The following is a 24,418-nucleotide window of genomic DNA, read 5'->3' as shown; positions in this document are numbered from 1 at the left end:
CGGATCGGACCACTAGCCAGGCTTGTCGAATACGCCCTGGATGAACACCGTGCGCCCGGCGTCGGTGTTGCGCCCGGAGTTACTCATCTTGACGGCTGCCTGTTCTCCCAGCACGAGATGCATTCCAAGCGGAGGAGGGGGGGCGCTGGAGCCGCTCGCACCCGATGCTTGCGCGTTCGCCTGCTGTGCCTTGCGCGCCGCCACGATGTCGGCGGTAATGTCGCGCCAGGTGCGCTCCAGGAGACCTGCACCGCGGATCAACCCGCGGAGGGATTCCGCATCGGCCAGATGGCTCTGGTTGGGGCGGCTCGCCCATGGGACCGGAAGCTCGATCGGCTCGCCGTTCCCCGCGGAGATTTCCTGGCAGACGAACAGCCCGCCCGGCCTGAGTACCCGGGCGATTCCGGAATACAGGCGGCGCTTGTCCCGGATGTTCATCTGCATTTGTATCGTCCACACCACGTCGAAGCTGGACGCGACGAACGGAAGCTCCAGGGCATCACCCGCCTGAAAGCGCGTGCGATCGGACAACCGCGTCATCCGAGAAAGGGCGTTGGCCACCCCGCAGAATTCAGGCGAAAGATCGATGCCTGTCACGTCGCAACCCAAAGTTGCGGCGAGGTAACGCGCCGGGCCGCCCAACCCGCTGCCCACGTCGAGCACTCGCGATCCTGGCGGAATCTTTGCAAGCTCCACCAATGCGCGCGTGGCCGAACGTCCCGCGGAGTGAAACTCGTCGGCCGGCGCGAGATCTTCGTGCGTGACCGAGTCCAGGTCCTTGCCGAGAGCTTGCAACCCCGCCACGATTCGCGGCAGAAGTCCGCCCGGCTCGTAGTGACGAAGCATTTCCTCGTGCGACTCGCCCATGGACGCAAATCCTCCGCGGATTTCGGGGAGCCGTCAACGCCGGGGTCCACGAACATGCGGCCGCGCTCCTGCAGCTTCCATAGCGCGTAGGCAACCGCTTCCCCGTCCTCGGCGGAGACAAGCACACCGGAATGCGCATCCGGATGCCGCCAGCGGCTGCGCCCGGCCCCTAGAAGCGGACGTCGGCAGGTTGGCCGGCTGTCGCGGCCGCCACCTCCGGGTGTTGTCGGTGGCTCATGGCATCGTCCTCAGCTAGTGCTGAACGACCGAGCGGGGGACACGCGTTGAACCTGGACTGGCTTCCGGCCTTCACGGTATGGACGCCGGACGATTGGTCGGCTTTCGGGACAAATGTGACCGCCTTTATCGCGGTCGCCGCTGGCCTGGTGGCATGGCGACAACTCCGCGAAGCGCGCAAGCTTCGAGAGGAGCAAGCTCAGCCATACGTGGTCTGCTACGCCGAAAAGACCCCCGGCCACGATCAGTCTGTTGACATCGTTATTAGAAACTTTGGAACGACGGTGGCTCGTGACGTCGAGTTGACAGTGCAGCCGTCGTTGATGCGAAGCGGTCACGCTGGACGCGAGCCCGAGCAGGTTCATCTGCCTGCGCAGATCCCAGCTTTGGTGCCCGGGCAGGAGTGGCGGACCTGGTGGGACCTCGGCACTGCGCGCGTTGACTTCCCCGACCTGCCCGACCGTCATGACGTTCTGGTGACCTATCAGGACAGTAAGGGCAAGCCACTGCCGAGCACGCCGTCGGTTCTTGACTGGCGCGACTTCTCCACCCGCGAATGGCTCGTGACCAAGGGAGTGCATGAGATCGCCACCGCTTTGCAGGAGATTCGCCGAACGGTGAAGAGCTTCCAAAACAGCGGACGTGGCGGGATGGCTGTGTTCGTGCGAGATGGAGATGCCGCCGATCAGCGGCAGCGGGAGGCAAGGGCGACAGCCAAGGCGAAGCATGAGGAGTTGACGCGGCAATTGCTGCCCGGCCAGGAGTACAGCCGGGCTCCCGGGCAATCGTCCGAGGCGGAAGCTGTCGATCCTAAGCCCGACGTGCCGTCTTAACCTAGCTAGCGCTCGCCCGGCTACCAGGCTCGGCTGTGCCCTTCGGGAATGGGCTTCTTCAGCCAGTACTCATCCTCCCGAACGGCAGTCACCTCCCAGCCCTGCAACCCGAGTTCGTCGAGCAGCGCCAAGACGTTCCGTAGTCCGCTGTGCAACAAGTTCGTCTGCAAGCCGGTCACTGAGGGCGTCAGCACCAACTGACTGCCTTCGACGTTGACCACGACGTTTGTCCACCTGTCCATGCGCCGGACGGTAAGTGGACACAGGGGTGTTCACGGAAGTGGACAGCCAGCGACACGCCGCAAACAGCTGCTTAGGCGGAGGCGTGACAGGACCTATGCGCGGCCCCAGGCGGTGGCGGCCACCGGTCAGGCCTCAGCTGTTCGCTGCCGGCCTGCCTGCTATCAACACTCGGCTATCGCACCGAACTATGGCTGCCCCGAGCATGGGAAGGGGCGAGACGGTGAGCACACCGTTCACCTCCGCTCGACGCGGGCTGTCAACCGCGGACAAGACGCAAGGGCGTGAGAGTTAACGCTCGCGTCGGTGGTGGGTGTCGGCGCAGTTGATGCCGGCGGTGGAGACGCCGTAGAGCCTCTGACCGTCCCCCGCCTCGGCTCGGGGACGTCGACGACGTCCAGGACCTCCGGACCGCCGAAGCGGGTGATCTGCACGGCACGCCTGGCGGCCAGGCCAAGGCCCGCCTGGCTGGGTTCCGGCAGGGCGGTCGGTGCACTATCGGGCGGGTCCTCCGGCGTCTGTGTCACAGGGCGGTAGAAAGCCATCGTCCGGGGACTTTGGTGCCGTTCGAGCAGGTGAGGACGCGACGTCCCCGGCGGTCGGACGTGGTGCCCAGCCGTACGTCAGGCCCGGCCGCCACGGCGGTGCCGGTCCCGACAGCGGACCGACGGAGGAACCGTCTCGTGGGGGCAGTCCCTAGGCTGTCCGCGTGACGGGCGAGGCGGCCTCGAGCAGGTGGGGTCACGTCCGCATGACCGAGCGCGCCATCGATGAGCCGCACCGCGCCGCCAGCCCGCTCGAGCTCCTGTTCGATCTCACCTTCGTCGTGGCCATCGCGAGCGTCACCGTACAGCTCGCGCACGGGATAGCCGACGGCCACGCCCTCCAGCAGGTGCTGCCCTTCCTGCAGGTGTTCTTCGCCATCTGGTGGGCGTGGATGAACTTCACCTGGTTCGCCTCGTCCTACGACACCGACGACGTCCCCTACCGGCTCCTGACGATGGTCCAGATGGCCGGCGTGCTGGTGCTCGCCGCCGGAGTGCCCGCCGTCTTCACGGACTCGGACTACCGTGCCGTCACGGTCGGCTACCTCGTCATGCGAGCCGCGCTCGTCGCGCAGTGGGTCCGGGCGGGGATCGAGCACCCGGTCGGGCGGCGCACGGCATTCCGGTACGCCGCTGGCATCTCGGTGCTGGAGGTCGGCTGGCTCCTCCGCCTGGTGCTCGCAGAAGGCGGAGAGCTCCGCGACGGCGCGCTGGTCCCGGTGTTCATCGGCCTCGTCGTCGCGGAGCTCGCCGTCCCGCGATGGGCGGAGCGGGCCCGGCCCACGAGCTGGCACCCCCATCACATCGCCGAGCGGTACGGCCTCTTCGTGATCATCGTCCTCGGGGAAAGCGTGCTCGCCGCTTCGACGGGGTTCCAGGCGGCGTTTTCGACGGGCGGCCTCAACTGGTCGCTAGTGACCGTCGCCGGAGCGGGGCTGGTGCTCCTCTTCGCCCTCTGGTGGCTCTACTTCCTGCAGCGCAGCGGCCCCGGGCTGGCCGAAAACCGGGAGCGGTCGTTCCTCTGGGGGTACGGCCACTACGGCATCTTCGCGGCGGCCGCTGCCGTGGGAGCCGGCCTCGAGGTCGCAGTCGAGGGCGCCGGGCACCACCTCGAGATCTCCGCCGTGGGTGTCGGCTACGCCGTCGCCGTGCCGGTGGCCCTCTTCCTCGCGCTGCTCTGGGCGGTCCACCTGCCGCTGGCCGCGCAGCCGGTCCACCCGGTGCTCGTTCTGGGAGCCGCGGTGGTGGTGCTGCTCCTGCCGGCGCTCGCCCCGACGACGGGTCTGGCCGTTGTGGTGCTGATGATCGCCGCGGTCTGCACGTTCCTCGTCGTGGCGAGCGCCGTGGCCTCGTCGCGACGACGCGGCCGGGAGTCGGATCCGCCGCGGACCTGACCGCGCATGGCGGTGGGCCGTCTCGCCGGTGTGCGCGCCCAGGGCGCAGGAGCGGTGTTTCTGCGCGACTTCCTCGTGGTCCTCGGCACGGGCGCGAGGTGACGCTCGTCGGGCACGTCCACCTACCGCTCGACCGAGGAGCCACACCATGACCAAGCCCGTCCTCGAACCGGAGGCTCAGGCGTTCGCCGAGGCGACTGCCGTGCCGCCGTTCCTCTACGAACTCGGACCGGAGGGAGCTCGCAAGGTCCTGGACGACCTGCAGGCGGTCCTCGTCGACAAGCCGGTCGTCGACGAGAAGTGGATCACCGTCCCCGCCGAGGTGGGTGACGTGCGGGTCCGGATCGTGAAGCCGACGCGCGCGCTCGGCGACCTCCCGGTCGTCCTGTACGTCCACGGTGGGGGATGGGTCCTCGGCAATGCCGACACCCACGACCGGCTGGTGCGCGAACTCGCCTCCGGCGCGCGGGCCGCGGTCGTGTTCGTCGAGTACGACCGCTCGCCCGAGGCGCGCTACCCGGTGGCGATCGAGCAGGCGTACGCCACCGCACGCTGGATCACCGCGCACGGCGCTTCGGAGGGGTTGGACGCCTCCCGGATGGCAGTGGCCGGTGACTCGGTCGGCGGGAACATGACCACGGCCCTGACCCTGATGGCCAAGCAGCGCGGCGACGTGGCCTTCGTGCACCAGTCGATGTACTACCCCGTCACCGACGCCGCCCAGGACACCGCCAGCTACGTCCAGTTCGCCGACGGTCCCCACCTGACCGCGAAGGCGATGGCCTGGTTCTGGGACTGCTACGCCCCGGAGGAGCAGGCGCGGGCGGAGATCACGGCCTCACCGCTGCGGGCCACGCGGGAGCAGCTCGCCGGCCTGCCTCCCGCCTTCCTGATCGTGGACGAGAACGACGTGCTGCGCGACGAGGGGGAGGCCTACGCACGGCGGCTCCTCGACGCCGGCGTGCCCACAACGAGCGTCCGCTACAACGCGACGATCCACGACTTCATGATGCTCAACCCGCTGCGACCGTCGCAGGCGACCAGCGCCGCCGTCCAGCAGGCGATCCACGTCCTCCGCACCGCTCTCGGCACCCTCTAGGAACGGAGTCCGCCATGTCTCAGAACGCCCCTACCGTAGTCCTCGTCCACGGCGCCTTCGCCGAGTCCGCGAGCTGGAACGCCGTCGTGGAGCGACTGCACGCCCGGTCGGTCGACGTGATCGCCGTCGCCAACCCGCTGCGCAGCGTCTCCGGCGACGCCGCCTACCTGAGGGACGTGCTGGCCGGGATCGCCGGACCGATCGTCCTCGTAGGTCACTCCTACGGCGGCCTGGTCATCACCGAGGCCGCCTCCGGCAACCACGCCGTCGTGGCCCTCGTCTACGTCGGCGCCTTCTGCCCCGAGTCGGGGGAGTCCGCCATCGCCCTCTCCGGGATGTTCCCCGGCAGCACCCTTGCCGATGCGCTCGTCGGCTACCCGGTGTCGACCGGCGGGAACGAACTGCGGATCGCCGAGGACGCATTCCCCGCCCAGTTCGCGGGCGACGTGCCGGTCGCCAGGGCGGTCGTCATGGCGGTCACCCAGCGCCCGGTGACCGAGGCCGCCCTGACCGAGGGCCTCCCGTCGGCCGAGGCGGCGTGGCACCGGCTGCCGAGCTGGTTCGTGTACGGCGACGCCGACGAGAACATCCCGGCGGAGCTCCAGCGCTTCATGGTCGATCGTGCCGGGGCCAAGGGCGTCCGGGAGGTCGCCGGTGCGTCGCACGCCCTCGCGGTGTCCCAGCCCGAGGCGGTCACCGCCACGATTCTCGAGGCCCTCGAGGCAGCCACGCCCTGAGGGAGCTGACCGGGTGCCCCCGTCGGCGCGCCGGCGGGGGCTCGCCCGATGGTTGTCGCAGCCCGGAGGCCGCTCATACGATCCCCCATGCCCTTTCCCGGAGGCGGGTCCGGCCGGGCTGCGCTGCGCGGCCGAACCCGGGAAATCGCCGTGCTGGACCGCCTGGTCGACGGACTCCACGCCGGCCGCAGCTCCGTGCTCGTGCTGCGTGGGGAACCGGGGATCGGCAAGTCGGCTCTGCTGGACCACGTCGCCGAACGGGCGGCTGAGTGCCGGATCGCCCGGGTGGGCGGTGTCGAGTCGGAGATGGAGATTGCCTTCGCCGGGCTCCACCAGCTCTGCGCACCGATGCTGGCCCGCCTCGAGCGCCTGCCCGCTCCGCAGCGCGACGCGCTCCGGAGCGTGTTCGGCCTCCGAGACCGGGAGACGGCACCGGACCGGTTCGTCGTGGGGCTCGCCGTACTGACGCTGCTGTCCGACGCGGCGGCGGAGAAGCCGCTGATCTGCCTGGTCGACGACGCGCAGTGGCTGGATCGGGCATCGGTGCAGGCCATGGCCTTCGCGGCCCGGCGCCTGCTGGCCGACCCGGTCGCCATGGTGTTCGCGGTGCGGGAGCCGAGCGACGAGCACCAGCTGGACGGTTTGCCCGGCATGGTGCTGCAGGGGATCGGTGAGGACGACGCCCGGATGCTCCTGGCGTCGGCGCTACCGGGGCCGCTCGACCCGAGGGTGCGGGACCGGATCGTCGCCGAGGCCAGGGGCAACCCGCTGGCGCTGCTCGAGGTACCGCGGGGGTGGGCCCCCACGGAGCTCGCCGGCGGGTTCGGCGTCACCGACGCGGGGCACCTCACCGGCCGTATCGAGCAGAGCTTCGTCCGGCGTCTGGATCCGCTCCCGGCCGACACGCGGCGGCTCCTGCTCGCCGCGGCCGCCGAACCGCTCGGGGACGCCGGCCTCCTGTGGCGCGCGGCCGCCCGGCTGGGCATCGGCACCGACGCGGCGGCGCCGGCGGTGGCCGACGGGCTGATCGACATCGGCGTCCGCGTGAGGTTCCGGCATCCTCTCGTGCGGTCGGCCATCTACCGGACCGCGCCGGCGCATGAACGCCACGCCGTCCACGGCGCGCTGGCCGACGCCACGGATCGCGAAGCCGATCCCGACCGGTGGACCTGGCACCGCGCGCACGCCGCTGGTGCACCGGACGAGGCGGTCGCCGAGGAGCTGGAGCGCTCCGCGGCCCGGGCGCAACGCAGGGGCGGGCTGGCCGCTGCGGCGGCGTTCCTCGAGTGCGCAACCGAGCTCACGCCGGACCCCCGGCGGCGGGTGCGGCGAGCGCTGATGGCAGCCCAGGCCACCTTCGATGCGGGTTCCCCGGACTCCGCGTCCGAGCTGCTCGCCGTCGCGGAGATCGGCCCGCTACTCGAACTCGACCGCGCCCGTCTGGAGCGGCTCCGGGCGGTCATCCTGTTCGCCAAGGCCCGCGGCAACGACGCCGTCCTCCCGCTCCTGGAGGCGGGCAGACGCCTGGTCCCCCTGGATGCCGACCTGGCCCGCGAAACCTTCCTCGAGGCCTGCTCCGCCGTGGTGTTCTCCGGGCGTCTCGCCCCCGCCGGCCGGGGGAGGGAGGTGGCCGAGGCAGCCCGTTCGGCGCCTCCGGGTGAGCGGCCGATGGATCTGTGGCTGATGGCCATGGCTACGTGGTTCGCCGAGGGCGACGCGGCGAGCGCCGCCCTGATGCGGAACGCTCTCGACGCCTTCCGCCGCGACGACATCGGCGAGGCCGATCACCGCTGGCTGTGGATCGCTTCCCGGGGCGCTCCGACGGTGTGGGACGACGATGCGTGGCACGACCTGGCTCGGCGGCAGGTGAGGGTCGCCCGCGAGGCCGGGGCTTTGACCCTGCTCGCCGTCGCGCTCGCCTGCCTCGCGGACGAACAGGTCCACGAAGGCGACTTCGCCGGCGCCGCCGCGTCCCTGGACGAGGTCGACGTCATCACCGAGGTCACGGGGAACGCGCCGATCATCCACACCGCACTGATCCTCAGCGCCTGGCGCGGCGAGGTGGACCAGGCATCCGAGGTGTTCCGGACCGCCGTCCGGGCCGCGACCGACCGCGGCGAGGGCAGGGCCATCACGCTGGTCGAGCTGGCCACCGCGGTGCTCGAGAACGGCCTCGGGCGTTACGACGCGGCGCTCGCCGCCGCCCAGCGCGCGTGCCGGCACGACGAGATCATCCTCGCGAACTGGGCCCTCGTGGAGCTGATCGAGGCCGCGGTCCGCAGCGGGCACCGCGACGTCGCGGTGGAGGCCCTCGGCCGACTGGTGGCACGGATCGGGAGCAACGGAACCGAATGGGCGCTCGGTATCGAGGCGCGATGCCGCGCCCTCGTCTGCGAGGGCCCGGACGCCGAGGCGCTCTACCGCGACGCCGTCGAGCGGTTGTCCGGCAGCCGGGCCGCGCCGCAGCTGGGTCGTGCCCACCTGCTGTACGGGGAATGGCTGCGCCGGGAGAACCGCCGGGTGGAGGCGCGGGACCAGTTGCGCCGCGCCGACGACCTGTTCAGCGGCATGGGCGCCAGGGCCTTCGCCGAGCGAGCCGGGCGCGAGTTGCTCGCGACCGGCGCGACCGTGCACAGGCGGGACGCCGGTTCGCTCGAGGAGCTCACCGCGCAGGAGGCGCAGATCGCGCGGCTCGCCGTCGAGGGGCTCACCAATCCCGAGATCGGCGCCCAGCTGTACCTGAGCCGCCGGACGGTCGAGTGGCACCTGCGCAAGGTGTTCACCAAGCTCGGCATCAGCTCGCGGAGAGAGCTGGAGAAGGCTCTGCCGTAGCCACGGCCGGCGATTGCGGGCGCGGGCGCTCGTGGGCGGTCGTCAGGGACCGTTCGCCGGCAGGTGCCGGGACCGCCGGGTGCGTGCGCGCTGGTTCCTGCGGCAGTTCCGCTCGCGCGTACGACCTGAGCAGGTCGGCCAGGCCGTACCGGTCCCCGGCCGCGGGCTGGACGAGGGAGCTGTCGACGAGCTCGTCGAGGAGCTCCTCCGCGCGCCGCAGCGGCGCGCTGAGGAGGCACGCCGCCAGGTCGCTGTTGAAGACGGGGCCGGCGGCGGCCGCCAGTCGACGGAACAGCAGCTGGGCTCCAGGGCTGAGCTGGGTGACGGACGGCCGGATGGCAGCCGCCATGCTCACGTCGCCCGCCGTCAGCGCGGCCATGCGCCGGTCGTCGGCGTTCAGGCGGGCTGCCAGCCCCGCGACCGTCAGCGCCGGATGGCTGGCCACCCGATTGGCCGCGATGCGCAGCGCCAGCGGAACGTCGTCGCACAGGCGGGCCAGCTCGCTCAGGTCCGCCCGGACCCGTTGCTCGGTCGGGATGGCGCCAGCGAGCAAGCGGAGAGCATCCGCGCGAGGCAGGCGGTCCACGGGTACACGCTGGGCGCCGTCGAGCCCGGCCAACGAGCGGCGGCTGGTCACCAGGACGGCGGCCGGCCCCCGCGAAGGGAACACCTTCCGGACCTGCGCCTCGCTCGCCGTGTCGTCCAGGACCAGCAGGACGCGCCGATCGGCGAGCACCTGCCGCACCTGGTGCGGGTCGCTGCCCGCCCGCCCCGTCAGCGCGCGGATGATGCGGAAGGCGACGGCCTCGGCGGGGAGGGGCTCCGGGGAGCACCCACCCAGCCGGAGGAAGAGCTGCTCCGGGAACCGGTCGCGCAGGGAAGCTGCGGCGCGGACCGCCAGGCTCGTCTTGCCGTAGCCGGGCGGGCCGGTGATCACCGTGAGCGGCGGTCGGAGGTCCCCGGGGGAGGCCAACGCAGCTGTCGTCCTGGCGAGTTCTGCGTCCCGGCCCACGAAATCGGCAACGGCCGGCGGCAGGGGCAGCCGAGCGGGAGGGGCGGTCCTGCGTCGTCCGTCCCGGGCAGCGCGGAACATGGCCGCGCGCTCGATCTCACCCACTCCGAGCGCCGCCGCGATCGCGACCACGGTCCGGTGCTGAGGCCCGCGTGCGGCGCCCCGCTCGATGTCGCTCAGCGCCCGGTCGCTGATCCCGGATGCTTCGGACAGCCGCTCCAGGGTGAGGTCGGCGTCGAGGCGCAGTCGACGGATCAGGGCGCCGAGGGGCTCGTCCCCCACGTCGGCCCGGGGGTGTACGGGGATCGCCGTCCCACCAGCCGGCTCGGACTCAGCACCAGCAGCCCGGCCGTCGGGGCTGTCCGCCTGGCGACCTGCCTCCACGGACTCCACTCGGAGCGGGGTCCGTCCAAGCGCTCGTCCCCGTTCGCCGTGCGAGCGGTCCTTCCTCCGCCGACGCCCCGCGGGCGGCGTCACCGGCAGCACCGGCGTCACCGGTGCACCTGCGGTTCCGGCATGCGGACCGCCGGGCGCAGGTCGTCGAGCTGCACCGTTCCCACCAGCCTGCTCCCGTCCAGGACCGGCAGGCACTGGACCCCCGCGGCCAGCATCAACCGGACCGCGTCGGCCGCGGTCGCGTGGACCTCGACGGTCGGTGGCTTCCGCGTGACGACCTGCCGGATCCGCGTGAGCTCCACATCCCGCCCGTCCGCGATGGCACGGCCGATGTCGACGGCGGTGACAGTGGCGACCGGCTGGCCGCCGTCGCCGGTCACGACGAGTACCGACGCCCGGGAGCGCTTGATCAGGTAGCTGGCGGCAGCGAGGTGAGCCTCCGGCTCGATCGTCGCGATCGGCACGGCCATCACGTCCGCGACCGTCGTACACCCCCTCGGTGTCGCTGCAGCAGGCCCGACGCTCAAGGTGGTCGTCGGGGGGACGTTCGTGTCCATGGTCAGCTCCTCGGCTTCGTGCTGGTCAGACGGCTGCTGGTCGGACGGGCGCCGTCAGGAGGGCCTCGAGCCGGGTGAACTCGCCGTTCCGCGCGGCTGCGGTGAACGCGCCGACGAGCTGGCGGTGCGCACCGGCGCTGACGGGTCGTCCCGCGCCCGAGAGGATGCGCGTGTGTGCTCGGCTGACGAGCTGCCTGGCGTTGGGCGCGCTCCGGCGGAGGGCGGAGGCGATGTCCGCATAGGGGTAGTCGAAGCCGGTGCGAAGGACGTACGCGGCGCGTTCTGCAGGCGTCAGGCGTTCCAGCACGACGCGCAACGCCAGCTCGACGGCCTCGGCGCGCTCAGCCGTCGACTCGGCGTCCCCTGCGGGGAGCGCCACGTCGTCGAGCCACGGCGTGCTGGGCGCCTCCCGCCGGCTCCTCGCCGACTGGATCGTGTTGATCGCCAGCCTGGTGGCCGCGGTCGCCAGGAAGGCCGGCGGGTTGGCCACCGTCCGCCGGTCGGTGCGTTGCCACCGCAACCAGGTCTCCTGGACGACGTCTTCCGCCTCGCTCGCGCTGCCGAGGATCCTGCGGACCGTCGCGAGCAGGTGTGGCCGCTGGGCCATGAAGACGACGACGGCCTGCCGGAGGTCGTCGTCGCGCGGTGGTCGCGGGGCGCCGGGCTCCGGGTGCTCCGCGCCTGCCGCTCCGGGATCTGCGCCTGTGAGCGTGTCCATGTCAGGCCCTCCTGTTGCTCGAGGCGGCCGGTTGTGCCGCCTGGAGCAACACTGGTTCAGGAGGGGGACCCGAGTCGCCAGTGAGATGCCTGGTGACCTGCCTGGTCGAGACGTGCCCGCGTCCCCGCGCGCGTCGGCGAGGAAGGGGGACGGAGACACGCGATCGGCGGGTGCGCACGTGGTGGGCGTGCGCACCCGCCGAGGGCAGCGGTGCTGTGCGGGACAACCGGCGTGGGCGCGTCGGAGCACGTGCCCACGCAAGTGGTGGGGGGTCAGGCAGGCTGCCTGCTGAGCCACTCGTCGAACGTCGGCCCGGCGATGATCGCGCCGGAACCCGGCAGGAGTGCCCCGTTCCGCATCGGCTCCGGAACATCGCGGGCGATGACGGTGAGGTGCTCGCCGCTGTGCGCGACCAGGCGGCGGGCGAGGTCGACGATGCGCTCCTGTCGAGGGCCGGCCAGCTCGATGACGTCGTCGTCCCGCTCACCCGTGGCCAGCTCGACCAGGACCCTGGCGATCTCCCCGACGGCGACCGGCTGGGACAGCAGATCGTCCACCGTGGTCGTGTCGCCGTCCCGTCCCCAGCGGATGGCCATACCGGGAAAGTCGAGGAACTGGGCGGCGCGCAGGACGTGGAGTCCCGGGGAGTGGACCCGGTGGGTCCGCTCCTGCGCCACCTTGGCGACGTAGTAGTCGTACTGAGGGACGCGGTCGACGCCGATGATCGACAGCAGGACGGTGCGGCTGACGCCGGCGCTGGTGGCGGCGTCCCCGAGGTTCGCGGCGACGGTCTCGAAGAACTTCACCGCCTCGATGTCGATGGTGGGGCTCTGCGTCACGTCGACGAGTGCCTCTACGCCCGCCAGGCGTTCATCGAGGCCGACGGGCGACGTGAGGTCGACCCCGTCCTCGCGCGCGAGACCCACGACGGAGTGGCCGGCTGCCTTGGCGACGGCGACGACCTGGGAACCGACCAGACCGGTCGAGCCGGCGACTGCGATGCGCATGTTGACCTCTTCTGTCTCGGAGTGACTTCGGTGACTCATATGACCGGGCACCGCGCTGATCTGTGACAGCCGCCCCTGCGCTCCGGGGGGCTCGAGGCCGTCGCCGCGACCACCCGGGCGGCGCACACCCGGGGTGTCACACATCGTTCGGTCACCCGGTCACAGGGGGGACGGCAGGCCGGAGGCGTCGACCTGGACGACGGCTCGTGCCTACGACGACGGATGAGAAGGCGGAGTCATGGAACTGACGGCTTGTCCCGAGTGCTGTGCCCCTGCCGAGATCGAGTGGCGGCTTCCTGTGGACAGCACCCACGGACCGGTCGACCACGTCAAGGTCTACTGCGTTCGCCGGCACTGGTTCCTGATGCCCTCCGAGGAGATCGCGGCCCTGGCCGGGGTGGTGCCAGGTGCAGCTCACGGCACGGCGTCGTGAGCGGCGACGCCTGACGGGGTCGCGCGCGGATCCGCTGCCCTGCGCCGTCCTTCCGACGGCGATCGTGGCCGGCACGCAGGCCGACACTTCTGCCTGAGTCCCTCGTGGTCGTCCTCGTCCGGTGCCGCGACCCTGGGCGGTGGACGACCGCAGGGGCGTCATCCGAGGAGGCCGTCATGGACCTGACGCGCTTGTGCATCACCCGGGAGCACGTCATGCACCTGCTGCCGCTCATGGGTCTCAGCGCGGAGCACGAAGCCCGGCTGCTCGCCCTCCACTACCCGGTCGACTTCGGAGTCGCCGCTGCTGCCTTCGAGTCGGTCGGCATCGACCTGGACGAGCTCACCGATCGCATGGGCGGAAGCCCGTGACGGAGCCGTCCGGAGAACGGGTCGCGGGAATGAGATCCGCTCTGTTGGTCGTCCCCTCGTGGAGATCGAGGCGCCGTCCTGATGGTGATCGACTCCGGTGCTCTCGGCGGTGGATCATCGCCGAGGTGCTGGTCTGCCTGCGGGGGCCGACGGAGGCTCGTTCTTCGCTGTTGGCGCCCCACTCTGCCTCGCACGGGTAACGCTTCCGGGCTCGGGGACCTCCTCCTCTTCGCAGACGTCGAGCGACGTCCCTGCGGTTGATCCCGGTGCTGGCGCGACGCTGAGTCCGCAGTCGGTCAGCTGTCCTCCGGATAGGCCCTTCACGACTCCCGGTGGTGGGTGTCGGCGTAGTTGACACCGGCCGCGGAGACGTCGTGGAGCGTCCGGCCGGGGCCGGCCTCGGGCTCGGGGACGTCGACGACCTTCAAAACCTCGGGGCCACCGAATTCGGTGATCTGCACAGCACGCATGTGAGCAGGCTAGGTGTGGCCGCTCGGCGATAGCGCGCCGTCCTCTGCGATCGCCGCCATGCAAAGGCGAGGGCGGTCGACCTGCTGGTCATCGCCCCTCAGGTGTCGGCGCAGCGTGCCGCCACTGGCCAGGGCGGCGCCGTCGACGGTGACGCCGTACGCCGCCCCGCCTGCTGGACCTGCTCGCGGGTGATCGGCGGCGCTCAGGTCATCCGCTTGCGTCCGGACAGCGGACAGAAGCAGGCTGGGCTCCTCGCGGGGAGCCGAGCCGGCGCAGCATCGCGGTCCGGTCGACATGTCAGCTTCTGTCAGCCCGCCCTCGACCGGGATGGTCGCGCCGGTCACGCGACCGGCGGCGTCGCTGACGAGGAAGAAGCGGCTCCACGTAGCCCTCGGGGGATTGATCGGTCATCTCGGAGGAGGAGGAGCTTGGAGGCAGTGCGATGACCCGAGTCCCCTGCGGCCGGCCACTGCTGGGCGAGGTCGCGGGTGAGTCCGATGGGGCCCGCCCTGCTGGCGGCGTAGGCGACCTGGGGACGCGGGCGATGGTGCGGGCGACACGCCGAGGTCAACGCCTTCGTCCTCGAGGACCTGATCCGACGAGCGGGGCAGCTCCGGTGGTCGGTCCGGGTCTCGGTTCGATCACTGTGGGCCCGGCGGGCGCCTCAACGGCCGGCGAAGGATCGGCTGAACTGCTGACCGGACAGCACCAGCGACCGTGCCGGGGCGAGGCGCCGCTTCTCGTAGGCCCTCAGGCCGTCTGGTGCCCGGGCGCTGTCGCACTCAGCGAGGGCATGGGCGAGCGCCTCGGCGTCCGCGAGGGACGCCGCGAATCCGCTCCCGGTCATGGGGGTCGGCACATGGGCGGCATCCCCGACCAGGGCCAGCCGGCCGCGCACGAGCCGGTCGGGCAGGTACTCGCTGATGGGCGTGGCGGTGACGTCGTGCCGGGCGACGCTGTTCCCGATGGCCTGTGCCCAAGGAGCAGGCCAGCGACGGCCGGCCTCGGCGGCCAGCTCCGCGTAGGTCCGCTCCGGGATGTCCGCCGGCCGCAGTGAGTAACGCACCCCGCTGCCCACGACCGCGCCGGCGCGCCGGAACATTTGATTGCGGGTGGCGTCGTACCAGGCCCAACCGAGCCGACGGTTCCCCGGCGTCCGGGAGCCGTCCACTCCGGGCAGTGGGTAACCCAACAGCAGATGGTCGCCGCTGTCGCGGATGTCCAGGCCGCTCGGCCATCGCACGAGTCCGAGGTCGCGCTCGGCTGCGACGCCGAGCCAAAGGACGTACCCGGCGAAGCGTGCATCCGGCTTGTCCGGCGAGACCGCGGAGCGCACCACGGAGCGGTACCCGTCTGCGCCCACGAGAAAGTCCGCGGTGTGCGTCGGACCGGATGCGTCGATCGCCCAGGCGCGTTCCTCGTCCTGCCCGACGTCGACGACGGGGGAGTGGTGGTGCAGCACGATCCGGTGGTGCGCGTCGGCGGCTGCCTGCAGCCCGGTGTGCAGGGCCTGCCAGGTCGCCGGCAGGCCGGCGCTGACGTCGCTGACGTCGGTGCCGAGCCGGGACAGCACGGTCGCGGACGCCGTGGGTCCGAGCAGCCGGACGAGATCGGCGGGGTCGACTGCCAGGGCCGCTCCGCTGCAACGGCGAGCGCCTGCCCGCTCCAGCACGGTGACGTGCCATCCGCTGTCGGCCAAGGCCAGCGAGGACATCAACCCGGCCAGCGACGCCCCGACGACGACCGCGCGCCTCCCCGCGCCGGCAGCGGTGCCGGTCTCGACGGGGGCGGGCTCGGATGAGGGCACGGGGTGGTCTTCTCTCTGAGGGAACGTGCTCGGTCCGCGGGCGGCCCGCTGCGACGTCGGCCCGGGCCGCGAGGTACGTCAGCGGCGGGCAGCGCCGGACGGACGCCCGCCGTCCGGCGCTGCTCAGTCGAAGCGGGCGGTGCCAAGCCAGTGCACGCTCGCGGGATCGTGGTGGTCGAAGGCGGTGCTGGCGCCGGTGTCCAGGGTGGCGATGCGGGCCATCTCGTCATCGCTGAGCTGGACGTCGAAGACGTCGAGGTTCTCGGCCATCCGCTCCGGCCGCACGGACTTCGGGATGACGACGACGCCGCGCTGGATGAGCCAGCGCAGCACCACCTGGGCGACGGTCTTGCCGTGCGCCTCGGCGATCGCGGTGAGCACCGGGTTGGTGAACAGGTCGTCGCGGCCCTGGCCCAGCGGCCCCCACGACTCGATCTGGACGCCGAGCTCGGTCATGAGCGTCTGGTCGGCGGTGCGCTGGAAGAAGGGGTGAGTCTCGATCTGGTTCACCGCTGGGACGACGTCGTTGTGGTCGATGAGGTCGACCAGCCGGTCGGGGTAGAAGTTGGACACCCCGATGGCGCGGATGAGGCCTTGCCGGTGCAGGTCCTGCATCGCCCGCCAGGAGCCGTAGTAGTCGCCGAAGGGCTGGTGGATCAGGTACAGGTCGAGGACGTCGAGGCCGAGCTTGCGCAGTGACGTCTCGAACGCACGCTTGGCGTTCTCCTCGCCGGCGTCGGCGACCCAGAGCTTCGTGGTGATGAACAGTTCGTCGCGGGGGATGCCGCTGCTGGCGATGGCGCGCCCGACGGCCTCCTCGTTCTGGTAGGCGGCGGCGGTGTCGATGTGCCGGTAGCCGGCGGCGAGCGCGTCGCTGACGGCCCGCTCGGTCTCGGCTGCCGGGACCTGGAAGACGCCGAAGCCGAGGACCGGCATCTGCACGCCGTTGTTCAACGGAACGGTGGGGATCTGTGGCAACATCTCAGGGGTTCCTCTCCGCAGGGGGGGTGCTCAGGCCTCGGGGATCGCGAAGCCGTGGGCCTCGCGGGTGATGTCGGTCGGCTCCGGGCCGCCGCGGACACCGGTGTCGAGTGCGTCGATCGCGGTCAGCTGGTCGGCGGTGAGGTCGAAGCCGAAGACGTCGAGGTTCGCAGCGATCCGGGACGGCGTCACCGACTTCGGGATGACCTGGCGGCCCTGCTGCAGGTGCCAGCGCAGCATGACCTGCGCGGGCGACTTCCCGTGCGCGGCCGCGATCTCGCCGATGGTGGCGTCGGCCAGGACGCTCTTCCGGTCCTCGCCCCAGCCTGGGTAGAAGGTGATGCCGCCGATCGGGGACCAGGCCTGGGAGAGGATCCCGTTCTCGGCGTTGGCGGCGAGCACCGCGGACTGCCGGAAGTAGGGGTGCACCTCGACCTGGTTGACCGCCGGCACCACCGACGTCTCGGCCAGCAGCCGGTCCAGGTGCTCGGCCATGAAGTTGCTGACGCCGATCGCGCGCACCTTGCCGTCCGCCAGCAACCGCTCCAGCGCCCGATAGGCGTCCATGGTGCGCTCGAACTCACTGGGCAGCGGCTGGTGCAGGATCAGCAGGTCGATCTGGTCGACGCCCAGCTTCGCGGCGCTCTTGTCGAACGCATGCAGGGTCTCGTCGTAGCCGTAGTCGGAGATCCAGACCTTCGTCTCGAGGAAGACCTCCGACCGGTCCACACCCGAGCGCCGGATCGCCTCTCCGACCTCGCGCTCGTTGCCGTAGCCCGCGGCGGTGTCGATGTGCCGGTAGCCGGCCTCCAGTGCCGTGCTCACGGCGGCAACAGTCTGCTCGGGAGCGGCCTGGAAGACGCCGAAGCCGACGACGGGCAGTTGCACGCCGTTGTTCAGCGTGTACGCGGGGATCTGCATGGACAACTCAGCAACTCCTTTTCTGCCGACAGGGCTCGCCCGCTCCCGGGGCCGGTGCCCGCTGCCGGTCAGCACTGATGGGCGGTCGGGCGCAGCGACGTCGTCGTCCGGCGGGTGTTCCACCAGCTGCGTCCCGGGGCGGCTCCGGCCGAACGCCGGAGCGCCTCGACTCGAATGTAAGAGCCATCTAACATCATGTCAAAGCCAGCCCTGAGGAGACCGGCACCATGGGCAGCGACGAAGGGGGTGCAGTGGGGCGACGGGCCACCTACCATCACGGCGACCTGCGGGCGGCCCTGGTGGACGCGGCGCTCGAGCTGGTCGCGACGAAGGGCGTCGCCGGCGTGTCGATGGCCGAGGCCGCCCGCCGCGTCGGGGTCAGCTCCGCAGCTCCCTACCGGCACTTCGCCGGCCGCACCGCACTGCTGTCCGCGGCGGCAACCGTGGCCGGGCAGCGGCTATCAGAGCAGATGCGGGCGGCGGCCGAGCAGGTGCGCGCGACCGGCGAGGGTGACCCGGTCACGCAGGCGATCGAGACGCTGGCCGCACTGGCGGCCGTCTACGTTCGCTTCACGCTCGCCCACGGAGCGACGTTCGAGCTGATCCTCGCCGACGAGCTGCAGGACTTCCCCGACGAGGAGCGTCGCGCGGTCACCCGGGCGATGTTCGACCACCTGCTGTGGCCGGCCGTCACCGTCACCGGCGACGTGATGACCGCCAATCCGCTGCTGCGCAGCTTCACCGCCGCCGTCCACGGATTCGCCTACCTGCCGCGCGGTGGCTTCACGCGCGGATTTCCGGTCGATCTGCGCGGCTTCGCCGCCGAGGGCGACCTCGTCGCGGACGAGGCCGCCCGCGCGGTCCGCACGCTGGCCCGCGCCTTCGTGCCCGACCCCGCCGACGGGACGTCGTCGCGAGACCTTCCTCGGTAAGCAGGGGTGGGCCGCGGCTCCGCCGGTCACATCGGCGCGAGCTGTGCTGGTCGCGCCTCCCCAGACAGTGCGCACGGGGGCGGGGTCAGGTTGCCTGCGTCGCTGGACGCCCACGGAGTCCCTTGGCCGTCAGCTCGACTCCGATCAGGTGCTGGCGTGGCCTCCAGGGGGGTCGACCGTTGCTGGCCAGCTGGCCAGCAGGCGCAGCTTCTCCTCCGCCGGCGTGCCGGGCTCGGCGCTGTAGGCGGTGAGGGTCAGGCCCCGTTCGGCTGGGAGTTCCGTCGCGTCGAAGGCCAACGCCAGCTCACCGACGACGGGATGACTGAAGCGCTTCACGCCGGTGCTGTGCAGCCGGACGTCATGACGCGCCCAGCGGGTGGCGAAGTCGTGGCTGCGGGTGCTCAGCTCACCGACCAACGCGGTCAGGGACCTGTTGTGGGGTCGCGGCCGGCCTCGGTCCGCAACAGGGCGACGAGGTGTCCGCGGCGTCGTCCCAGTTGGGGGGCCGGTCGCCCCCGCGCCGCCACGGATCCCTCGCCCGAGGCGATCGTGGGAGCGGCCTTCGCCTGCATGGCGGCAGCCCGCGGACGGCGATCCGGTTCGGGGACCAGTCGCTGGCCGAGCTCCTGGATCAGGCCATGGCAGACCTCTGGACATTCGACCGCTGATGCGCGGCCGGGCCGGCGATCTCGTCCCGCGGTCCGCTGTGGACTGCTTCCGGCTCCGAGGTCGGCCGGCCCACAGGCGGTGATGGGTGTCGGCGACGTTCACTCCTGCGGCGCTCACCTCGTAGAGCTGCCGACCCTCTCCGGGAACCGGATCGGGCACCGCGACGACCTCGAGGACTTCCGGGCCCGCCCAAGCGGGTGATCCGGACCGCACGCGTGCTCGTGAGGCTGAGGCGTGGAGAGCAAGGCGTCCGCGCCGGTTCGGGCCGGGCACGTGGTCAGCGGGGACGCCCGCGTAACTCAGCGCTGATGGCGGGCTGCCCGGCGCAAGACGAGAGCCAGTTGCAGTCGCAGTCGACCAGCCGGCTCACGGACATCCCAGCCGAGCGCGGTCTCCGCGTGCGACAGCCGATCTTGAAGTGTGGAGTGGTGAAGGTGCAGTGCTCGGGCGGCGTCGCGCAGGCTCGTCGCGCTGGCGACGGCGTCCAGCGTGGCCAGGGCCCACGGCCCGATGGTCGCGGCGTGCTCGAGCGCTCGGACGTCGGGCACTGCTGCGCCGTCGGCAGCCCGCACGAGCAGCGGCAGGGCGCCCAGTTGGTCGGCATGCACGACCCGCGGGCCGGGGTCGTCCTCGGTGCCTTCGGCGGTGAGCCGCAGCGCCAGCCGGGCGTGCTCGCCCGAGGCCGGTAGGTCGACCACCGCGGCGGCCGGCCCGACCCCCGCCCGCACTCCCTCAGGCAGGACGCCGTCGATCCCCACCACGAGGTAGCGGCCCCCGGCGAGGGCGACCGCGCGCCCCGTCGTCGCCACCCCGAGCCGGCGGGCGGCGGCCAGCCGGTCGGATTCAGGGGCGGTGGCGTCCAGTACGAGCTCCACCGAGGCCGGGTCGTCGACCGGACGCCGCGACCGGGTCCGCTGGAGCACGGTCCGGACGGCGGCCGCCGCCCGCTCCAGGACGACGGCCTGCACCGTCCCCGGTGGGCCGGGTTGCTCGAGCCAGAGCACGGCGTCGGTGCCAGGCACCGGGGTGGACGGCCACGCCGGGTCGACGACCGGGTCCGATGCGGCGTTGACCGCGCCGTCGGCGGGGACGCGCACGAGGAGGCCGCGCGCCGGGTCGACCAGCCGGGCCGGACAGCCGGCGAGCCCGGCCGCGTCGCGGACGATGGACCGCAGGTCTGCGCGCGCCTCGGTCAGGGCATCGAAGTGCCCGATCACCCGGACCGCCGCGCCCGCCTCGGGGTCCAGGGCAGCAAGGCGGAGCGCGAGGTCGTTCACCGGCCCACTGTGGACCCTCTGGTCCGCGGTGACCAGGGCTTCACGACGCGAGCAGCTGGCGCAGCCACCGCAAGCGGGCAGCCCGGGCCTCCCGGGAGATCCGGGCATCCGGCACGAACGTGTCGAAGCCGTGGCAGCCGCCGGGCCACACGTGCAACTCGGCGACGCCGCCGGCCTGCCAGATCCGGGTGGCGTACGTGACGTCCTCGTCCCGGAAGGTCTCCGTCGATGCCACGTCGATGAATGCCGGTGGCAGGCCCGACAGGTCGGTGGCCCGGGCCGGGGCGGCGTACGGCGGGACATCCGGACCGCCTCGTCGGTCCCCGAGCAGCGCCGTCCAGCCGGTGTCGTTGGAGACCTGGTCCCAGACGCCGACCCCACGCATCTGGTGCGCCGAGAGCGTGTCGTTGCGGTCGTCCAGCATCGGGTAGATCAAGAGCTGCCCGGCGAGGGAGACGTCGCCGCGGTCGCGGGCCATCAGCGCCAGGGCCGCCGCCAGGCCCCCACCCGCGCTGGCCCCGGCCACCACGATCCGTTCGGGGTCGATGCCCAGGTCGGCGGCGTTGCGAGCGGTCCAGAGCAGCGCGGCATAACAGTCCTCGACCGGACCCGGGTGCGGCGTCTCCGGGGCCAGCCGGTAGTTCACGGACACGACGGCGAGCTGCAGCTCGGCGGCCCACCCCATGACCTCGGTCAGACCGGTGCGGGCGTCGCCGATGATCATGCCGCCGCCGTGCGTGTGGAGCACGGCCGCGACCGGCGCGGTCGCCTCGGTGGGCAGGCAGACGATGACCTCGACGTCCGGCGCGCCCTCCGGGCCGGGTACCGACCGGGTCGTGACGGCGAAGGTGCCACCCCGGCTGAGTTCCTCGTCGGTGATCGGCGGCATCGCAGGGTTGGGCTGGCGTAGCAGCGGGATCATGTCCGCGGTGAGGGCGGGTGGGATGAGCCCGGCCAGCACATCGAGTGCGGCCGCGATCTCGGGATCGAAGGGTGGCCGGGCCGCGGCCGCGCCAGTGGCTGGGGTGGGTGACGTCAGTGTCACGGGTCCTCCTGAATGGGACGGCCGATCGTGACCGTCGTCACCATCCTCAATGCGCCGGACGTGCGGGCCCAGCGCCAGACGGCGGGGGTCTTCCGCCACTTGGCGGCTGTCGTGCTGGATCGTGAGCCGTTCAACCGGTGCCGGCTCGACGCGAGTGCTGTTGCTCCTTCCCGGGTCAGGACTCGATCCGGTCGGTCTCGTCGCCGCCGTGCTGGACGCCTGCCGGTCGTCCTGTGTCGAGCCGGACGGGCGGGGAGCTGAGCACCCGTCCCCGAACGCTGGAACGGGTGCTCACGCGCCGCCGTCACTGCGCCGGGGGGCGGCGCGGACGTGGATGCGCTCGCCTTGGCGGCCGAACAGGCTGAGGATCTCCACGGCCTGGTCGCCGGCGGGCCCGAACCAGTGCGGGACCCGGGTGTCGAACTCGGCGGCCTCCCCGGCGCCCATCGTGATGTCGTGGTCGGCCAGGACCAGTCGCATCCGTCCGGACAGCACGTAGAGCCACTCGTAGCCCTCATGGGTGCGCAGCTCCGGTTCGCCCTGCTCGGGAGGGAGTACCACCTTCCACGCCTGCAGGGCACCGGGCTGCCCGGTCAGCGGGACCACGACGCGGCCGTTGCGGTTGCGCGGCCGGAATCGGACCCGCGGATCCCCCACCTCCGGAGAGCCGATCAGCTCGTCGAGCGGAATCTTGTGGGCGAGGGCGATCGGCAGGAGCAGCTCGAGGCTGGGTCTGCGCTGGCCGCTCTCGAGCCGGGACAGCGTGCTCTTCGAGATGCCGGTGGCGGCGGCGAGCTGGGTCAGCGTGATGTCCCGCTGGGTCCGCACCCGTCGCAGCCGGGGGCCCACATCCGCCAATGCCTTCGCCACCACCGTCGAGTCCTGCATGGCGGCCAGTCCACCACCACATTCCCGGAAACGGCAACGGTTGTTGTCAGGTTCGCACCCCCGCCGCACGCTTCCGGCGGAGGTGATCGTCATGGAGGCGAAGGTCCACGACGTAGTTGTCATAGGTGGGGGAGCGGCGGGCCTGAGTGCGGCGCTCGTGCTGGGTCGGGCACGGCGTCGCGTCGCGGTCGTCGATTCCGGCGAGCCGCGCAACGCGCCCGCGGCGCACATGCAGGGTTTCCTGACCCGCGACGGGATGGCGCCCGCTGACTTCGCGACCACCGGTCGCAGGGAGGTGGCCGGCTACGGCGTCGAGCTGGTGGACGACCGGGTCACGCGGATCGATCCCGGCTTCCTCGTCCACCTGTCCGGTGGCCGGTTGCTGCGGGCGCGGCGGATCCTGGTCGCGACGGGTGTCGGCGACGACCTGCCGGGAGTACCCGGGGTCCGGGAGCGATGGGGCCGAGACCTCCTGCACTGTCCCTACTGCCACGGGTGGGAGGTGCGGGACCAGCCGCTCGGGGTGCTGGCCGGCGCGCCGGGATCCGTGCAGCACGCCCAGCTCGTGCGGCAGTGGTCGGACGACGTGGTCTTCTTCGCCCACACCTCCGCCCTGACGACAGCCGAACGGGTTCAGCTCGAGGCGCGCGGCATCCAGCTCGTCCGGGGTGAGGTAGCGCGTCTGGTGGTCGAGGCGGACCGGTTGACCGGCGTCGAGCTGGCCGACGGCCGGATCATCGAACGGACGGCGGTGTTCGTCCGCCCCGTCAGCGCGCCCTCCAGTGACTGTCTGCTGACCGGCCTGGGCTGCGCCGTGGACGAGGCCGGTTCGGTGTCCGTCGATCCCACCGGCCGCACCAGCGCCTTCGGCGTCTGGGCCGCCGGCAACGTCGTCGATCCTCGCGCGCAGGTGATCACCTCCGCCGGGGCCGGGTCCGCAGCCGCGATCGCCATCAACGCCGACCTCGTCCAGGAGGACGTCGAGCGCGCCGTCGACAGCCGGCACGCCGCAGCCGGTGTGTTCGCCGGTGCGACGGAGTCCGCCGTCACCCGGACCGTGCTCGGCGCTCGCCGGCACGGCCTCTAGCTCCCACCACATCTCGCCATCTCAAGGAGTGCCCCCATGTCCAGTGACCGTTCTGCCCCCCGTCCCACACCGGCTCCGCCGCCGTCCAGGCACCAGCTCGCGCTGATGATCTGGCTCGCTGTCGTACCGACGCTCACCGTCCTCAACGTGGCGTTCGGCAGCCTCTTGACCGACGTCCCGATCGTTCTACGGACGTTCGTCGTCGCGACAGTGGCAGTGCCGATCGTCATGTACGGCCTCATGCCGCGTCTGCACCGGATCCGCGCCCGGCTCCTGGCGCGACGTTGATGCCCGTGTCGAGGACTCGATCAGTGTTCCGGCCATCGTGGCCGGATCCATCGCCGTCCGTGCCGACCATCATGGCGCCGGGCGCATAGGCGCTGGCCGTGATTCCGGTGCGGCCGAAGAGTGCGGTGCTGCCGTCGATCACCTCGTGGGGCGATCGAGGTGGAGCCGCTACGAGAGGGGTGGGCTGCGACGCCGGTAGTTAATCAGCGCACCGCCGGCAGGGCGGTCCGCGACTGACCGACGATGCCCAGGTGGACCCTGCGCGTGCAGCCCAGTTGAGGTACCTCTCAGGTCAGCCGGTGGTGGGTGTCGGCGAAGTTGACCCCTGCCGAGCTGACCTCGTACAGCTTCTGCCCGTCGCCAGGCGCTGGGTCGGGGAGGTCGACGACGTCCATGACCTCGGGGCCGCCGAAGCGGGTGATCTGCACAGCGCGCATGACGGAGAGGCTATGGGCTTCCCCACGCTGAACGTGACGGGCGGTGTGCTCGCCGCAGCAGCACTGAGTGGGAACGTCCTCAACAGGCAGCGGCGGCAGACCCGCGAGCAACTGCGCCCGGCGATCGTGGTCCGGGTGGAGAAGGTCTACCCCACTGCGCCGGCGCCGAGACGCTTTCGGCCCTTCCGCGGGCGTGGTGCGGGCACGTTGGGCGCAGAGGAATTTCGTCGAGGGGCCCTGCTCTCGCCCTGTCAACGACGCCGTCCGCGTTCCACTCTGTCTGCGAGGGTGCGTCTCCCTGTCGTGCCCGCGTCACATGCCGGTGTCGGGACAGCTG

Annotated in this window: 25 protein-coding genes and 1 pseudogene; 10 read left to right on the top strand and 16 right to left on the bottom strand. The window is 71.7% G+C overall.

Annotation, left to right across the window (positions count from 1 at the left end):
* Window positions 1–12: 12 nt before the first annotated feature.
* Window positions 13–867, bottom strand: coding sequence for an SAM-dependent methyltransferase (locus CRP30_RS09860; protein ID WP_097183734.1), 855 nt, complete (start codon window positions 865–867; stop codon window positions 13–15).
* Between the two features lie 47 nt (window positions 868–914).
* Window positions 915–992 (bottom strand): annotated as a pseudogene (locus tag CRP30_RS23345) (hypothetical protein); the annotation flags it as partial.
* Window positions 993–1,151: 159 nt separating this feature from the next.
* Between CRP30_RS23345 and CRP30_RS09855 the strand changes: the two are divergent.
* The gene (locus CRP30_RS09855; protein WP_143278437.1) at window positions 1,152–1,937 is read left to right on the top strand and encodes a DUF8453 domain-containing protein; all 786 of its coding nucleotides are present in this window, start codon (window positions 1,152–1,154) and stop codon (window positions 1,935–1,937) included.
* Window positions 1,938–1,957: 20 nt separating this feature from the next.
* Here the strand turns inward: CRP30_RS09855 and CRP30_RS09850 are convergent, their stop codons facing one another.
* Window positions 1,958–2,179, bottom strand: coding sequence for a hypothetical protein (locus CRP30_RS09850; protein WP_143278436.1), 222 nt, complete (start codon window positions 2,177–2,179; stop codon window positions 1,958–1,960).
* 707 nt (window positions 2,180–2,886) lie between these two features.
* On the opposite strand from CRP30_RS09850, the gene CRP30_RS09840 reads away from it, so the two are divergent.
* The 4 genes from CRP30_RS09840 to CRP30_RS09825 all read left to right on the top strand — a co-directional run bounded on the left by CRP30_RS09840 (window position 2,887) and on the right by CRP30_RS09825 (window position 8,784).
* Window positions 2,887–4,116: a low temperature requirement protein A gene (locus CRP30_RS09840; protein ID WP_235003297.1), complete on the top strand. Its 1,230-nt coding sequence runs from the start codon at window positions 2,887–2,889 to the stop codon at window positions 4,114–4,116.
* A gap of 148 nt (window positions 4,117–4,264) precedes the next feature.
* A complete protein-coding gene (locus tag CRP30_RS09835; protein ID WP_097183730.1) occupies window positions 4,265–5,215 on the top strand; it encodes an alpha/beta hydrolase in 951 nt (316 codons plus the stop codon).
* A 14-nt stretch (window positions 5,216–5,229) separates the two neighbouring features.
* Entirely contained in the window at window positions 5,230–5,952 is a 723-nt protein-coding gene (locus CRP30_RS09830; RefSeq protein ID WP_097183729.1) for an alpha/beta fold hydrolase, read from the top strand.
* 87 nt (window positions 5,953–6,039) lie between these two features.
* Window positions 6,040–8,784 (top strand): ATP-binding protein, encoded by a 2,745-nt coding sequence (locus CRP30_RS09825; RefSeq protein WP_097183728.1) that lies wholly within the window; start codon window positions 6,040–6,042, stop codon window positions 8,782–8,784.
* Here CRP30_RS09825 and CRP30_RS09820 read toward each other — a convergent pair.
* From CRP30_RS09820 to CRP30_RS09805, 4 genes are all read right to left on the bottom strand, one after another.
* Window positions 8,747–10,078: a helix-turn-helix domain-containing protein gene (locus CRP30_RS09820; protein WP_159961668.1), complete on the bottom strand. Its 1,332-nt coding sequence runs from the start codon at window positions 10,076–10,078 to the stop codon at window positions 8,747–8,749. The genes CRP30_RS09825 and CRP30_RS09820 overlap by 38 nt on opposite strands.
* A 209-nt stretch (window positions 10,079–10,287) precedes the next feature.
* Entirely contained in the window at window positions 10,288–10,662 is a 375-nt protein-coding gene (locus CRP30_RS09815; protein ID WP_235003333.1) for a CBS domain-containing protein, read from the bottom strand.
* A 112-nt stretch (window positions 10,663–10,774) separates the two neighbouring features.
* On the bottom strand, window positions 10,775–11,467 hold the full coding sequence (locus tag CRP30_RS09810) for a sigma-70 family RNA polymerase sigma factor (RefSeq protein ID WP_097183725.1): 693 nt from the start codon (window positions 11,465–11,467) through the stop codon (window positions 10,775–10,777).
* 272 nt (window positions 11,468–11,739) lie between these two features.
* Complete coding sequence (locus tag CRP30_RS09805) at window positions 11,740–12,474, bottom strand: SDR family oxidoreductase (protein WP_097183724.1); 735 nt, start codon at window positions 12,472–12,474, stop codon at window positions 11,740–11,742.
* Window positions 12,475–12,712: 238 nt separating this feature from the next.
* Here CRP30_RS09805 and CRP30_RS22495 point away from each other — a divergent pair, with 238 nt between their 5' ends.
* Together CRP30_RS22495 and CRP30_RS09800 are read left to right on the top strand one after the other, a co-directional pair.
* Window positions 12,713–12,907 (top strand): hypothetical protein, encoded by a 195-nt coding sequence (locus tag CRP30_RS22495; protein WP_159961662.1) that lies wholly within the window; start codon window positions 12,713–12,715, stop codon window positions 12,905–12,907.
* Window positions 12,908–13,083: 176 nt separating this feature from the next.
* Window positions 13,084–13,278: a hypothetical protein gene (locus tag CRP30_RS09800; protein WP_097183723.1), complete on the top strand. Its 195-nt coding sequence runs from the start codon at window positions 13,084–13,086 to the stop codon at window positions 13,276–13,278.
* A 320-nt stretch (window positions 13,279–13,598) separates the two neighbouring features.
* Here the strand turns inward: CRP30_RS09800 and CRP30_RS09795 are convergent, their stop codons facing one another.
* From CRP30_RS09795 to CRP30_RS09775, 4 genes are all read right to left on the bottom strand, one after another.
* Window positions 13,599–13,748, bottom strand: coding sequence for a Zn-dependent oxidoreductase (locus CRP30_RS09795; RefSeq protein ID WP_097183722.1), 150 nt, complete (start codon window positions 13,746–13,748; stop codon window positions 13,599–13,601).
* A gap of 665 nt (window positions 13,749–14,413) precedes the next feature.
* Window positions 14,414–15,556 carry an FAD-dependent monooxygenase gene (locus CRP30_RS09785; protein WP_200814649.1) on the bottom strand — a complete coding sequence of 381 codons (1,143 nt, stop codon included), beginning with the start codon at window positions 15,554–15,556 and terminating at the stop codon, window positions 14,414–14,416.
* A gap of 123 nt (window positions 15,557–15,679) precedes the next feature.
* A complete protein-coding gene (locus tag CRP30_RS09780) occupies window positions 15,680–16,537 on the bottom strand; it encodes an aldo/keto reductase (protein WP_200814648.1) in 858 nt (285 codons plus the stop codon).
* A 30-nt stretch (window positions 16,538–16,567) separates the two neighbouring features.
* On the bottom strand, window positions 16,568–17,458 hold the full coding sequence (locus CRP30_RS09775; protein ID WP_097183720.1) for an aldo/keto reductase: 891 nt from the start codon (window positions 17,456–17,458) through the stop codon (window positions 16,568–16,570).
* A gap of 227 nt (window positions 17,459–17,685) precedes the next feature.
* Between CRP30_RS09775 and CRP30_RS09770 the strand changes: the two genes are divergently transcribed.
* On the top strand, window positions 17,686–18,390 hold the full coding sequence (locus CRP30_RS09770; RefSeq protein WP_097183719.1) for a TetR/AcrR family transcriptional regulator: 705 nt from the start codon (window positions 17,686–17,688) through the stop codon (window positions 18,388–18,390).
* Between the two features lie 144 nt (window positions 18,391–18,534).
* On the opposite strand, the gene CRP30_RS22995 is transcribed toward CRP30_RS09770, so the two are convergent.
* From CRP30_RS22995 to CRP30_RS09745, 4 genes are all read right to left on the bottom strand, one after another.
* On the bottom strand, window positions 18,535–18,807 hold the full coding sequence (locus CRP30_RS22995; RefSeq protein WP_235003296.1) for an MmyB family transcriptional regulator: 273 nt from the start codon (window positions 18,805–18,807) through the stop codon (window positions 18,535–18,537).
* A 551-nt stretch (window positions 18,808–19,358) separates the two neighbouring features.
* On the bottom strand, window positions 19,359–20,336 hold the full coding sequence (locus CRP30_RS09755) for a helix-turn-helix domain-containing protein (RefSeq protein WP_097183717.1): 978 nt from the start codon (window positions 20,334–20,336) through the stop codon (window positions 19,359–19,361).
* Window positions 20,337–20,376: 40 nt separating this feature from the next.
* Window positions 20,377–21,381, bottom strand: coding sequence for an alpha/beta hydrolase (locus CRP30_RS09750; protein ID WP_235003295.1), 1,005 nt, complete (start codon window positions 21,379–21,381; stop codon window positions 20,377–20,379).
* Between the two features lie 291 nt (window positions 21,382–21,672).
* Window positions 21,673–22,269: a helix-turn-helix domain-containing protein gene (locus CRP30_RS09745; protein ID WP_097183716.1), complete on the bottom strand. Its 597-nt coding sequence runs from the start codon at window positions 22,267–22,269 to the stop codon at window positions 21,673–21,675.
* A gap of 91 nt (window positions 22,270–22,360) precedes the next feature.
* Here CRP30_RS09745 and CRP30_RS09740 point away from each other — a divergent pair, with 91 nt between their 5' ends.
* Both CRP30_RS09740 and CRP30_RS09735 read left to right on the top strand, forming a co-directional pair.
* Window positions 22,361–23,356, top strand: coding sequence for an NAD(P)/FAD-dependent oxidoreductase (locus CRP30_RS09740; RefSeq protein WP_097184109.1), 996 nt, complete (start codon window positions 22,361–22,363; stop codon window positions 23,354–23,356).
* A gap of 36 nt (window positions 23,357–23,392) precedes the next feature.
* Window positions 23,393–23,644: a putative antibiotic biosynthesis monooxygenase gene (locus tag CRP30_RS09735; protein WP_097183715.1), complete on the top strand. Its 252-nt coding sequence runs from the start codon at window positions 23,393–23,395 to the stop codon at window positions 23,642–23,644.
* 287 nt (window positions 23,645–23,931) lie between these two features.
* Here the strand turns inward: CRP30_RS09735 and CRP30_RS09730 are convergent, their stop codons facing one another.
* Window positions 23,932–24,081 carry a Zn-dependent oxidoreductase gene (locus CRP30_RS09730; RefSeq protein WP_097183714.1) on the bottom strand — a complete coding sequence of 50 codons (150 nt, stop codon included), beginning with the start codon at window positions 24,079–24,081 and terminating at the stop codon, window positions 23,932–23,934.
* Window positions 24,082–24,418 lie beyond the last annotated feature (337 nt).

Origin of the sequence: Blastococcus haudaquaticus, assembly GCF_900230285.1 — a bacterium.
In the GTDB taxonomy this organism is placed as follows: Bacteria; Actinomycetota; Actinomycetes; order Mycobacteriales; family Geodermatophilaceae; genus Blastococcus_B; species Blastococcus_B haudaquaticus.
This window is presented reverse-complemented; position numbering and strand designations above follow the sequence as displayed.